The following is a 12,283-nucleotide window of genomic DNA, read 5'->3' on the forward strand; positions in this document are numbered from 1 at the left end:
TCTGTCCTTAACCCGCCGCGTGGGCGGTGTTGACCGAATAAGGGTTGTTATCCTGTTGGCCTTGATTGCCAGGATGGTAGATTACGTGGCGCCCGGGCCGTGCGAAGCCCACCAGCATCAGGCCGCCCAGGCGTGCCTGTTCAATGGCCAGCGAGGTGGGCGCTGATACCGCCACCAGAGCGCCAATGCCGGCGCTGCAGCTTTTGTGCACCATTTCGTAGCTGGCCCGGCTGGACACCAGTGCAAAACCGCCGTCGCGGGGCAGATCTGCCCGCACCAGGGCACCAATCAGCTTGTCGAGCGCGTTGTGACGCCCCACATCCTCCCGTGCCAGCAGGATCTCGCCGTCGCTGTTGCACCAGGCCGCGCCGTGGCTGGCGCCGGTCAGCCCCTGCAGCGGCTGGTGCTGCTGCAGGGCGCCAAGCGCACGCTGAATGGCCTGATCCGACAGTTGCGGTGCCTGCACCTGGGGCACGGGCCGAATCGCCTGTTCGAGGGACTCGGTGCCGCAGAGGCCACAGCCGGTGCGCCCGGTGAGGTTGCGCCTGTGCTGTTTCAGCTGCGCCAGGCGCTGGGCGCTGATCTGCATCTGCACGCTGATACCGCGGTCTTCCTGCACCACCTCGATCTCGTACAGCTCATCGGGGTGTTGCAGAATAGCTTCGGTGAGGCTAAAGCCCAGGGCGAAGTCTGCCAGATCCGTGGGGCTGGTCATCATGACGGCATGGGAGATGCCGTTGAAGACCAGCGCCACCGGCACTTCCTGTGCGATGCAGTCCGTGGCCTGGTGCGCGGCGCTACGGGCCGCGCTGCTGTCCAGAGTGTCCTGCCGTTCGGGCGTACGAATGTCCACGGGCGCCTCTATGCTGCCGGGGGCTTCGCAGCTGTTGCGGGCGTTGCTGCCCATCAGCCGGCTCCGTTACCGTTGGCGAGCGTTGCGGCATCCCCCTTGAGCAGCTTGTGTTGCAGCTTCTCGAAGGAACGGAAGTTCTGCTGCCATTCAGACGGCTGGCTGACCTTCTCGACCTGCACCGCGGTCACCTTGTACTCCGGACAGTTGGTCGCCCAGTCGGAGCTGTCGGTGGTGATGACGTTGGCGCCACTGCCGGGGTGATGGAAGGTGGTGTAGACCACGCCCGGCAACATGCGCTCGCTGATGCGGGCGCGCAGCACCGTCTGGCCTGCGCGGCTGGAAATGCCCAGCCAGTCGCCATCCCTGATGCCGCGCAGTTCGGCGTCGGACGGATGCACTTCCAGTACATCCTCGTCATGCCAGATCTGGTTGTCGGTGCGACGGGTCTGGGCACCCACGTTGTACTGCGACAGTATACGCCCGGTGGTCAGCAGCAGCGGGAAGCGCCGGTTGGTGCGCTCCTCGGTGGCCACGTATTCGGTGATGGCGAACTGGCCACGGCCGATGGGGAAGTCCTCGACATGCATGGTGGGCATGCCGTCGGGGTGCTCGTCGTTGCAGGGCCACTGGATGCTGCCCAGCTGATCGAGCTTGTCGTAGCTGACGCCGGTAAAGGTCGGGGTCAGGCTGGCGATTTCGTCCATGATTTCCGACGGATGGGCGTAGTTCATCGGGTAACCCAGGGCATTGGCCAGATCCTGGGTGACTTCCCAGTCTTCCTTGCCGGCGACGGCGGGCATGACCTTGCGCACGCGGTTGATGCGCCGCTCGGCGTTGGTGAAGGTGCCGTTCTTCTCGAGGAAGGACGAGCCCGGCAGCAGTACATGGGCAAACTTGGCGGTTTCGTTGAGGAAAATATCCTGCACGATCAGGCAGTCCAGCGACTTGAGCGCCGATTCCACGTGGTGCGTGTTGGGGTCGGACTGGGCGATGTCTTCACCCTGGACATAGAGCGCCTTGAAGGTGCCGGCGATGGCCGAGTCGAACATGTTGGGAATGCGCAGCCCCGGCTCGTCGTCCAGCGTGACACCCCATACCTGCTCGAAGCGGGCACGGGCGGCGTCGTCGGACACATGCTGGTAGCCCGGCAGTTCGTGCGGGAAGGACCCCATATCACAGGAGCCCTGGACGTTGTTCTGGCCGCGCAGCGGGTTTACGCCCACGCCTTCACGGCCAATATTACCGGTGGCCAGCGCCAGGTTGGCGATGCCCATGACCATGGTGGAACCCTGGCTGTGCTCGGTAACGCCCAAACCGTAGTAGATGGCGCCATTGGGCGCCGTGGCATAGGTGCGTGCCGCACGGCGCACGGCTTCGGCGCTCACGCCGGTAACGGCTTCCATCTGCTCGGGGGAGTGGCGTGCATCGCTGATAAAGGCGCGCCAGGCCTGATAGCCCTTGTCGTCGCAGCGGCTGGCGATAAAGTCGGTGTCTTCCAGGCCTTCATCCATGATGACGTGGGCCAGGGCATTGATCAGCGCGACGTTGGTGCCCGGACGCAGCGGCAGATGCTGGGCATCCTTCAGGTGCGGTGTTTTCAGCAGGTCGATGCGACGCGGGTCGGCCACAATCAGCTCGGCGCCTTCACGCAGGCGACGGCGCATCAGGGAGCCGAATACCGGGTGGGCGTCGGTGGGGTTGGCGCCTATGACGATAATGACGTCGGACTGCATCACCGAGTCGAAGGTCTGGGTGCCGGCGGATTCGCCCAGCGTTGCCTTGAGGCCGAAACCGGTGGGCGAGTGGCAGACACGGGCACAGGTGTCGGTGTTGTTGTTGCGAAAGCCTGCCCGGACCAGTTTCTGTACCAGGTAGGTTTCTTCGTTGGTGCAGCGCGAGGAGGTGATGCCGCCGATGCTTTCGCGACCGTACTTGGCCTGAGTTTCCTTCAGGCGACGGGCGGCAAAGCCGATGGCTTCTTCCCAGCTGACTTCGCGCCAGGGCTGGTCGATGGAGTCACGGATCATCGGGTGCTTGATGCGATCGGCGTGGGTGGCATAACCAAAGGCGAAACGGCCCTTGACGCAGGAGTGGCCGTGGTTCGCATCGCCGCCCTTGTAGGGCACCATGCGGATGACCTGGTCACCCTTCATTTCGGCCTTGAACGAGCAGCCTACACCGCAGTAGGCGCAGGTGGTAACGATACTGTGTTCCGGCTGGCCGGCGTCGATAACGCTCTTTTCCATCAGCGTGGATGTCGGGCAGGCCTGCACGCAGGCGCCGCAGGACACGCAATCCGAGCTCATGAAATCACCGCCCTGACCGGCGGCGACCTTGGAGTCGAAACCGCGGCCCTCGATGGTCAGTGCGAAGGTGCCCTGGACTTCCTCGCAGGCACGTACGCAGCGCGAACAGACGATGCACTTGCTGGCGTCGAAGCTGAAATAGGGGTTGGAGCTGTCGGTTTTGGCGTCCAGGTGGTTTTCACCCTCAAAGCCATAGCGGACATCCCGCAGGCCCACGGCGCCTGCCATGTCCTGCAGCTCACAGTCGCCGTTGGCCGGGCAGGTGAGGCAGTCCAGCGGGTGATCGGAGATGTAGAGTTCCATGATATTGCGGCGCAGCCTGGCCAGCTTGCCGTTCTGGGTGGTGATCTTCATGCCGGCTTCGGCCGGGGTGGTGCAGGACGCCGGGTAGCCGCGGCGCCCTTCGATCTGCACCGCACACAGGCGACAGGAGCCAAAGGCTTCCAGGTTGTCGGAGGCGCAGAGCTTGGGAATATTGATGTCGTGCAGTGCGGCTGCGCGCATCACCGAGGTGCCTTCGGGCACGGTGATCTGGACGCCGTCGATGTCGAGGGTTACCAGCGTCTCGGACAGGCGCGCCGGGGTGCCGTAGTCCTTGTCGGGAGAGCCCTTGTACGCAGAGCCTTTGCTGGGATCAAAATGTTGCAACATGATTATCGTCTCCGCCCAGCTTAGCGCTGCAGGTCTTCAGGGAAGTATTTCATCACGCTCTGTACCGGGAACGGCGTCATGCCGCCCATGGCACAGAGGGAGCCGTCCACCATGGTGTCGCACAGATCGGCCAGCAGTTCGAGATTGGCCTCGCGATTTTCGTTGCCGCGGATGCGGTCGATGACCTCGACGCCACGGGTCGAGCCGATGCGGCACGGGGTGCACTTGCCGCAGGATTCAACGACACAGAACTCCATCGAGAAACGCGCCTGCTCACCCATGTCGACAGTATCGTCAAACATCACCACACCGCCGTGACCCAGTACCGCACCGACGGCGGCAAAGGATTCGTAATCCAGCGGCGTATCCCACTGGCTCTGCGGCAGGTAGGCGCCCAGCGGGCCACCGACCTGCACCGCGCGCAGCGCACGGCCGGAAAAAGTGCCGCCGCCGAAGTCTTCCATCAGCTGGCGCAGGGTGGCGCCGAAGGCCAGTTCGATCAGGCCACCGCGCTTGACGTTGCCGGCCAGCTGCATCGGCAGGGTGCCCAGCGAGCGCCCCATGCCGTAGCTGGCATAGGTTTCGCCGCCCTTGTGCATGATGAAGGGCACGGCGGCCAGTGACAGTACGTTGTTGACCACCGTCGGCTGCCCAAAGAGACCGACAATGGCCGGCAGCGGCGGCTTGGCACGCACCAGGCCGCGCTTGCCTTCGAGACTTTCGAGCAGCGAGGTTTCTTCGCCGCAGATGTAGGCACCGGCGCCCAGGCGCACTTCCAGATCAAACTGGCGGCCGCTGCCCATCAGGTTGTTGCCCAGATAACCGGCGGCATAGGCGCGCTCGATCGCAAGATTCATCAGCCGGTGAGCCACCGGGTATTCGGATCTCAGGTAGATGTAACCCTGGGTGGCGCCCACGGCCAGGCCGGCGATGGCCATGCCTTCGATCAGCATGTAGGGGTCACACTCCATCACCATGCGGTCGGCGAAAGTACCGGAGTCGCCTTCGTCAGCGTTGCAGACGATGTATTTCTGTTCGGCCGGGGCATTGAGCACTGTCTGCCACTTGATGCCGGTGGGGAAGGCCGCACCGCCGCGTCCGCGCAGGCCTGACGCCTTGATCTCGTCGACGATCTGCTGGCCGTCCAGTTGCAGGGCCTTTTCCAGACCGCGGAAACCCTCGAATGCACGGTAGTCTTCGATAGACACCGGATCCGTGATGCCTGAGCGTGCGAAAGTCAGGCGCTGCTGCTTCTTCAGGAAGGGAATCTCCTCCACCAGGCCCAGGGCCAGCGGGTGTTCGCCGGCGCCCTCGAACAGACCTGCGTCCACCAGGGCGGCGACATCCTCGACCTCAACGGGGCCAAAGCCAATGCGGCCGGCGCCTGTCTCGACTTCCACCAGGGGCTCGAGCCAGAAGAGGCCTCGGGAGCCATTGCGAATGATTTCAACCTGGGCACCGCGGGCCTGGGCCTGGTGTGCAATTTCAGCTGCAACGGCGTCGGCACCCATGGCCAGTGCGGTGGTATCGCAGGGGACAAAAATGCGAGTTTTCATTATTTCAGCTCCAGGGCGCGGGTTGTCAGGCGGCTCACCAGGCGATCGAATTTTTCCGGCGAGACGCGGCCATGGATGTCATTGCCGATGCGCACCGAAGGGGCGCAGGCGCAATTGCCCAGGCAGTAGACCGGTTCAAGGGTGATTTCATGATCCGCTGTGGTGCCGTGGTAATCGACGTTCAGGCTGGCCTTGGCGTGGGCCTCAAGCGCGCGCGATCCCATGGACTGGCAGGCCTCGGCCCGGCAGATCTGCAGGGTGTGGCTGCCGGGTACGCTGGTGCGAAAATGATGGTAGAAACTGATGACGCCGTGGATTTCGGCGCGGGTCTGATTGAGCGCATCACCGATCTGGGGCACGGCCTCTGTGGGCACATAGCCGAATTTGTCCTGAATCGCGTGCAGAATAGGCAGCAGGGCGCCTGGCTTGTGTTTCAGGGCGTCAATTTCTGCTTGGATCAACTCGGGGGTCCACTGGGGGAGGCCGCTCATTGCATTCACCTGGGCTCTGATCGTTATAATATGCACCTTGGTGCATATTTTATGATTATATTTCCATTTAGGATGCGGCAAAGTTAGCATTGCTGGGTCAAACACAAAATATGAAATAAAGTTCATATGAAAAAAATACAGATAACACCGGCCTGGTCATTTACCGATGAAGCGGGCAACCGTCTCGATCCTCAACTGTTTGGCCTGCTCAGTGCCGTGCATCAAAGCGGCAAGCTGACGGTGGCGGCGGCGGATGTGGGCATTTCCTATCGCCATGCCTGGAATTTGCTCAACAAGTGGGCGGACTTTTTCGGTGTCCCCCTGGTGGATATGCAAAAAGGTCGCGGTGCCTGGCTTTCCCCGCTGGGGGAAAAGCTGCTTTGGGCCGAACAGCGCGTTGCCGCACGCCTGGGGCCGCAGCTCGAAAGCCTGGGCTCTGAACTGAATCTGGAAATTCAGCAGCTGCTGGAAGGGGTAAAGCCGGTGTTGCGGCTCTATGCCAGCCACGGCTATGCCGTGGCGCTGCTGCCGCGTTTCGCCGCGGACCTGCAACTGGATCTGCAGTACTGCAGCCCGCAGGAAGCGCTGGCGGCGTTGAATCGCGGTGCCTGTGATGTCGCCGGGTTCCATGTGCCCACGGCGGCGATCAGCGGACCGCTGATGAAAAATTATCGCCGGTTGCTCAAACCCCGCAGCCACCGCATCATCCGCTTTATCACCCGTTGCCAGGGGTTGATGATCAAGCCGGACAATCCAAGGGGGATCGGGGGGCTGCATGATCTGTTGCGGGCCGATGTGCGCTTTATCAACCGCCAGAAGGATTCGGGCACCCGGGCGCTGCTCGATGGCCTGCTGCGAGATGCCGGATTATCGGTGCGCAAAATCAAAGGTTATGAACTTGAGGAATATACCCACTCGGCGGTAGCGGCCTATATCGCGTCCGGCATGGCGGATGTGGGCTTTGGTGTCGAGGCGGCGGCGCGCCAGTTCGGGCTCGGTTTCGTGCCCCTGGCCACCGAGCACTATCTGATGGTGTGCCACAAACAGGCGCTGAACGATCCCAAGCTGCAACGTCTGATCGGCCTGATGGAAAGTGAAGGCTTCAGGGAGGCGGTGTCGGCCTTGCCCGGTTACTCCCCCAGCCGTTGCGGTGAAATCTGTGCCATTGATGAGCTGTTTGATGCCTGACGGAATCGCTGCAATTGGCTGGCGCTCTTGCTTATTCAACCGGCGGGGTGATACCTGAAGCAGGGGTGCTTCATCTATGGACCTTGCGTTGAACAACAGGCCCAATGCGGGCGCCACCCCTTCCCTTGAAAAGGTCCAGCATGTCCGCGCACCTGCGCCCATTCTTTTGGATTAAACAGCCTATGGCGTGACTGCAAACACGCGTCCATGCGTATGCGGCATGACCGCCAGGGAGGGCGCAAATCCTTATTTTGCAGGAGCAAAAGTGAGGGACCATAGTTCCGGTACATAACGGACAAATAGGGAGGGAACCTGTTTGTCCTTCAGGTTAAGAGCTTCGCCACATGACATTTTTGTTATGGTCGGCGGCGGCCTGCAGCAGTTCCAGGATTGAGAAGGCGCGGGTCGCCAGCGGTACTTTTTCGTCCTCGCCGTCTTCCGCGTTCGCAGGCTCCTGCGCGGCCTCCGGGCTATTCCTGAGCGCCTGTTTCAGATTTGCCAGGGCGGCGGGAACATCGGCCGCCAGCACAGCGCCGGGTACCGTATCGGAGTGGCCCATCATGCGAATCAATTGCAGGGCGTCGTCACCAAAGAGGGTGATGTCGGCGTAGGCGTCTGAGCTAAAAGTCACCAGCATGTGTCTTGCCTTTTTCGGTTGGATTGACCCTGGGTGGGCTTTGCATGGCGTGGCTAGGTGTGCACGCTTGTTGAGCATAGTCTGTGTTGGCGGTACTGTCATGCAGCCTCTTGTGCGGGCTGGCGGGGCTGGGGCTGGCCGTTAATGTCAATTATTCGACTGTATTTGTTATTGCCGCTAAAGGGCCGATTAACCACACTGTTTGCTATGTTTTGACGGCGTATATCCTGTGTTTCTGCAACTACGACTTAGGTCGGGTGTGCGGTTGCCATCCCCGCGCAGCTGACCTGCAAAGCTGGAGTGGTGGCTGATTCTGTCAGGGATAGCGCGTTTTCACTTTAGGACTGATGCAAGAGGTTACCCCAATGCCTGAGTACAAAGCCCCGCTGCGCGATATTCGTTTTGCGATGCAGGAACTGCTGGATTTTGACGGCCACTACAGCAGGCTGCCTGGTGCGCAAGACGCCAGTATTGACATGGTGGATGCCATTCTGGAGGAGGCCGCAAAGTTCGCCTCCCAGGTGCTCTCGCCGCTGAATCAGTCCGGTGATCAGGGTTGCCACCTTGGCGAGGCCGGGGTGGAAACGCCGGAGGGGTTCAAGGAGGCCTATGGGCGTTACATCGATGGGGGCTGGCCGTCGCTGGCGCAGGCGCCGGAATTTGGCGGTCAGGGGCTGCCTGACTCCCTCGCCACCATAGTCGCGGAAATCAACGGCAGCGCCAACTGGTCCTGGACCATGTATCCGGGTCTGTCCCACGGTGCCATGACGACACTCATGACCCATGCCACCGAGGCATTGCGTGACCGCTATCTGCCGCCGCTGGTGGAAGGGCGCTGGACCGGCACCATGTGCCTGACCGAACCCCAGGCCGGCTCCGATCTGGCCCTGCTGCGCACCCGCGCCGAGCCGAATGACGACGGCAGTTACAGCATCAGCGGCACCAAGATTTTCATTTCCGCCGGCGAGCACGACATGGCGGAAAACATTCTGCATATAGTACTGGCGCGTCTGCCCGAGGCTCCTGCGGGCAACAAGGGCATTTCGCTGTTTCTGGTACCGCGTTTTGCGGTAAACGACGATGGTAGTCTCGGTGAGGCCAACAGCCTGGGCTGTGGTTCGCTGGAACACAAGATGGGCATCCACGGCAACGCCACCTGCGTGATGAATTTCGACGGCGCCCGGGGCTTTTTGCTCGGTGAGCCAAACCGTGGTCTGGCCTGCATGTTTACCTTCATGAACAACGCCAGGCTCTTTATTGCTCAGCAGGGTATCTGCCATGCCGAGCTCTCGTACCAGGGCGCCTTGAGCTATGCCCGTGATCGTCTGCAGATGCGCTCGCTGCGCGGTGCGGCGCAGCCTGAAAAGAGCGCCGATCCCATTATTGTGCACCCCGATGTGCGGCGCATGCTGCTGACCCAGAAAGCCTTTGCCGAGGGCGGTCGCGCCTTCAGTTATCTTTGCGCCCAGCTGGTTGACCTGGCCCACGGAGCCGAAGATCCCGCCGAGCGTCAGCGCGCCGAAGAGCGGCTGGCACTGCTGATTCCCATCGCCAAGGGCTTTTTGACCGAAGCCGGTGTCGAGGCGGCCAGTCTGGGTATTCAGGTGTTCGGTGGTCATGGCTACATAGCCGAGTGGGGCATGGAACAGATCCTGCGTGACGCCCGCATAGCCCCCATCTACGAGGGTACCAACGGTATTCAGGCGCTGGATCTGCTGGGGCGCAAGGTTAACGGCAGCAAGGGCGCGCTGCAGCGAAGCTTTGCCGACGAGGTGCAGGCCTTTATCGAATCCGAACGCAGCAATGCACAGCTGGCTGACCTGATTGCCGAACTCGAGCGTCAACTGCAGCGCTGGAACAGCCTGACGGAGCGGCTGATCACCGAGATCGGCGAAGATCCAGCCCAGCTAGGTGCCGCGGCCTTCGACTACCTGATGTACAGCGGCTACACAGTGCTGGCCTACATCTGGGCCCGCAGTGCGGTCAAGGCACAACAGGCACTGGCTGGGGGCAGTAGTGAAACCGCCTTTTACCAGGCCAAGCTCAGCACGGCGCGGTTTTATTTCCGCCGCATTCTGCCGCGCAATGAAGGCCTGGCCGCCACCCTGATGGATGGCGCAGATACGCTGCTTGACCTGCCCGAGGATGCGTTCGCTTTCTGACACACCCTATCCATTAAGCTGCCCTTTAAGCCGGTACGATCCTAACAGATCCTGCCGGTTTTTTTGTTTGACCTGTGCTCCCGCCACGCATTTCACCTCCTCACGAACAGTATGTTCAAAAAGTCCTCAAGGGTTTGAATACCCTTTATCTTCACAAGCTTCACAGAACACTCAATGTTGAATAGTTTTTAACCGTCTGCTAGGTCGCGTCAGGCGCTGCGCTGCGGTTTTTGCCGAGCGCCTGTTATATCGGATTACAAAAAGAAAGACGGAGATATCGGCATGAACGTTTTGTCCGACGGGGTTATTCCCGTGTTATTAACCTTCGCGCCAGGGGCCTGTTGCGCCGGCGCTTCAGGCGAGCCCTGCGCCGCGGAATCAGCAAACCAGATGAGGCAGATATCATGATAGGGGATCGAATCCTCGGTGTCGTTCTGCTCCTCCTGGCCGTCGTTTACGGCTGGGAGGCTGCCATGTTTCCAGAGCCCTTTGGTGGATCCGAGGCTGTCGGGCCGGAAACATTCCCGCTAATACTGTCGGTGGTTCTGGGGCTGAGCAGTATCTATCTGCTGGTGCGACCGGATGAAGACGAAGAATGGCCGCATATGAAAATGCTGGCTGAACTGGGCTTTGTCCTGCTGATACTGGCGATCTTTACCCTGATGCTGCAGCCGGTGGGCTTTATTCCCGCCACCACCCTGATGGTCGGCGTGCTGTGCTGGCGCATGGGTGCCAAGCCGTTGCCCTCGGTTTTTACCGGTGTCGGCAGCGCGGTTGTGGTGTATGTGCTGTTCAATTTCCTGCTGGAACTGCACTTGCCGGCCGGACTCTTGAAGCTGAGCGGGGGCTGATCTAAATGGAAACATTGAATTTTCTGCTGCAGGGTTTTGCCGTCGCATTGACGCCGGAAAACCTGATGTTTGCAGCCATCGGTGCCATCCTGGGCACCGTGATCGGTGCTTTGCCGGGCCTGGGCCCTGCCAATGGCGTTGCCATCCTGATCCCGCTGGCTTTCAGCCTCGGCTTGCCGGCGAGTTCTGCATTGATTCTGCTGACGTCGGTCTATGCCGGCGCCATGTACGGCGGTCGTATCTCCAGTATCCTGCTGAACATTCCGGGCGATGAGCCCGCGATGATGACCTGCCTCGACGGCTACCCCATGGCCCTCAAGGGCAGGGCGGCCGAAGCCCTGGCGATCTCCGCGATTGCATCCTTTATAGGCAGCCTACTGGCGACCGTCGGGCTGGTAATTCTGGCACCGATACTGGCCAAGTTTGCGCTGCGATTCGGCCCTGCCGAGTATTTCGCCCTCTTTACGCTGGCGTTTGCGACCCTGGGCGGCATTACCGGCAAGAACCAGGTCAAAACCGTTGTGGCGGCCTGTCTGGGCCTGATGATTGCTACCGTGGGGGTTGATATCACCACCGGCAATCAGCGCTACACCTACGATATTCTGGAACTGTACGAAGGGGTGGATTTCATCATCGCCATCGTCGGTCTCTTTGCCATCAGCGAGTTGCTGTTCTTTATTGAAATGCACGCTGGCGAAGGCTTCAAGAAGGTCTCGCTGAACAAGCTCAATCTGAGCATGAAAGACATTATTCAGGTACTGCCGACCTGCCTACGCGGCTCCGTGCTGGGTTTTATCGCCGGTGTTCTGCCGGGTGCCGGGGCATCGCTGGGCAGCTTCCTCAGCTATACGATGGAAAAGAAAATCGTCGGCAAGAGTGGCTATTTCGGTGAAGGTGACCCACGCGGTGTGGCCGCGCCTGAAGCCGGCAACAACGCGGCGGCCAACGGCGCCCTGGTGCCGATGCTGACCCTGGGCGTGCCGGGCAGTGGTACCACGGCGGTGCTGCTGGCCATGCTGATCTCGCTGAATATTCAGCCGGGCCCGATGCTGTTCACCCAGAACGCTGAGCTGGTGTGGGGCGTGATCGCGGCGCTGTTCGTCGGCAACCTGATTCTGCTGCTGCTGAACATCCCGATGATCGGTATTTTCGTCAAGCTGCTGAGCATTCCGCCCAAGTACCTGATGCCGGTGGTGACCCTGGTGGCGTCGGTGGGCATCTTTGCCATCAGCAACAGCCCGCTGGACCTGTACTTCATGATTGGCTTCGGCCTGCTGGGTTACCTGCTGCGCAAGCTGCACATCCCGCTGGTGCCGGTCATCCTCGGCATGCTGCTGGGGCCAGAAATGGAGAAGAGCCTGCGTCATGCGCTGACCATTTCAGATGGTGACTGGACCATCCTCTGGAGCAGCGGCCTGTCGGTGGGTATCTGGGCGGTGGCGATCGCAGGTCTGGTTCTGCCCTATCTGATAGGCCCGGTCCTGCGTCGTCGCATGGCGGCCGCCCAGGACAGGGATCACAGTATTGTCGACTGAGCCGGGCCGGAGGCGGCCTGACAGGTTGGTGACAGTTTTGGGGGATAAAGTCG

Annotated in this window: 9 protein-coding genes; 4 read left to right on the forward strand and 5 right to left on the reverse strand. The window is 61.1% G+C overall.

What is annotated here, in order from left to right:
* Window positions 1–7 precede the first annotated feature (7 nt).
* Genes fdhD through MRS74_RS08145 form a run of 4 tightly spaced genes read right to left on the reverse strand, consistent with a single transcriptional unit; the run spans window position 8 to window position 5,857 of the window.
* On the reverse strand, window positions 8–907 hold the full coding sequence (fdhD, locus tag MRS74_RS08130; protein ID WP_254579778.1) for a formate dehydrogenase accessory sulfurtransferase FdhD: 900 nt from the start codon (window positions 905–907) through the stop codon (window positions 8–10).
* Window positions 907–3,810, reverse strand: a complete 2,904-nt coding sequence (gene fdhF, locus MRS74_RS08135) for a formate dehydrogenase subunit alpha (protein ID WP_254579779.1) — start codon at window positions 3,808–3,810, stop codon at window positions 907–909. Before fdhF ends, fdhD begins: the two co-directional genes overlap by 1 nt.
* A 20-nt stretch (window positions 3,811–3,830) precedes the next feature.
* Complete coding sequence (locus MRS74_RS08140) at window positions 3,831–5,366, reverse strand: formate dehydrogenase beta subunit (protein ID WP_254579780.1); 1,536 nt, start codon at window positions 5,364–5,366, stop codon at window positions 3,831–3,833.
* Window positions 5,366–5,857 carry a formate dehydrogenase subunit gamma gene (locus MRS74_RS08145; protein ID WP_254579781.1) on the reverse strand — a complete coding sequence of 164 codons (492 nt, stop codon included), beginning with the start codon at window positions 5,855–5,857 and terminating at the stop codon, window positions 5,366–5,368. The genes MRS74_RS08140 and MRS74_RS08145 overlap by 1 nt, the downstream gene beginning before the upstream one ends.
* A gap of 126 nt (window positions 5,858–5,983) precedes the next feature.
* Between MRS74_RS08145 and MRS74_RS08150 the strand changes: the two genes are divergently transcribed.
* Window positions 5,984–7,045, forward strand: a complete 1,062-nt coding sequence (locus MRS74_RS08150; protein ID WP_254579782.1) for a substrate-binding domain-containing protein — start codon at window positions 5,984–5,986, stop codon at window positions 7,043–7,045.
* 328 nt (window positions 7,046–7,373) lie between these two features.
* Here MRS74_RS08150 and MRS74_RS08155 read toward each other — a convergent pair whose 3' ends face one another.
* Entirely contained in the window at window positions 7,374–7,682 is a 309-nt protein-coding gene (locus MRS74_RS08155) for a DUF1840 domain-containing protein (RefSeq protein ID WP_254579783.1), read from the reverse strand.
* A 365-nt stretch (window positions 7,683–8,047) separates the two neighbouring features.
* Here MRS74_RS08155 and MRS74_RS08160 point away from each other — a divergent pair, with 365 nt between their 5' ends.
* The 3 genes from MRS74_RS08160 to MRS74_RS08170 all read left to right on the forward strand — a co-directional run bounded on the left by MRS74_RS08160 (window position 8,048) and on the right by MRS74_RS08170 (window position 12,230).
* Window positions 8,048–9,844 (forward strand): acyl-CoA dehydrogenase C-terminal domain-containing protein, encoded by a 1,797-nt coding sequence (locus MRS74_RS08160; protein ID WP_254579784.1) that lies wholly within the window; start codon window positions 8,048–8,050, stop codon window positions 9,842–9,844.
* 404 nt (window positions 9,845–10,248) lie between these two features.
* Entirely contained in the window at window positions 10,249–10,695 is a 447-nt protein-coding gene (locus tag MRS74_RS08165) for a tripartite tricarboxylate transporter TctB family protein (protein ID WP_254579373.1), read from the forward strand.
* 5 nt (window positions 10,696–10,700) lie between these two features.
* On the forward strand, window positions 10,701–12,230 hold the full coding sequence (locus MRS74_RS08170; protein WP_254579785.1) for a tripartite tricarboxylate transporter permease: 1,530 nt from the start codon (window positions 10,701–10,703) through the stop codon (window positions 12,228–12,230).
* Window positions 12,231–12,283 lie beyond the last annotated feature (53 nt).

This window comes from Marinobacterium sedimentorum (assembly GCF_024267675.1).
Taxonomy (GTDB): domain Bacteria; phylum Pseudomonadota; class Gammaproteobacteria; order Pseudomonadales; family Balneatricaceae; genus Marinobacterium_A; species Marinobacterium_A sedimentorum.

Excerpts from the sequence above, each read along its gene's own strand:
- fdhD (WP_254579778.1), bottom strand. The coding sequence starts at position 907 with ATGGGCAGCAACGCCCGCAACAGCTGCGAAGCCCCCGGCAGCATAGAG.
- fdhF (WP_254579779.1), bottom strand. The coding sequence starts at position 3,810 with ATGTTGCAACATTTTGATCCCAGCAAAGGCTCTGCGTACAAGGGCTCT.
- MRS74_RS08140 (WP_254579780.1), bottom strand. The coding sequence starts at position 5,366 with ATGAAAACTCGCATTTTTGTCCCCTGCGATACCACCGCACTGGCCATG.
- MRS74_RS08145 (WP_254579781.1), bottom strand. The coding sequence starts at position 5,857 with ATGAGCGGCCTCCCCCAGTGGACCCCCGAGTTGATCCAAGCAGAAATT.
- MRS74_RS08150 (WP_254579782.1), top strand. The coding sequence starts at position 5,984 with ATGAAAAAAATACAGATAACACCGGCCTGGTCATTTACCGATGAAGCG.
- MRS74_RS08155 (WP_254579783.1), bottom strand. The coding sequence starts at position 7,682 with ATGCTGGTGACTTTTAGCTCAGACGCCTACGCCGACATCACCCTCTTT.
- MRS74_RS08160 (WP_254579784.1), top strand. The coding sequence starts at position 8,048 with ATGCCTGAGTACAAAGCCCCGCTGCGCGATATTCGTTTTGCGATGCAG.
- MRS74_RS08165 (WP_254579373.1), top strand. The coding sequence starts at position 10,249 with ATGATAGGGGATCGAATCCTCGGTGTCGTTCTGCTCCTCCTGGCCGTC.
- MRS74_RS08170 (WP_254579785.1), top strand. The coding sequence starts at position 10,701 with ATGGAAACATTGAATTTTCTGCTGCAGGGTTTTGCCGTCGCATTGACG.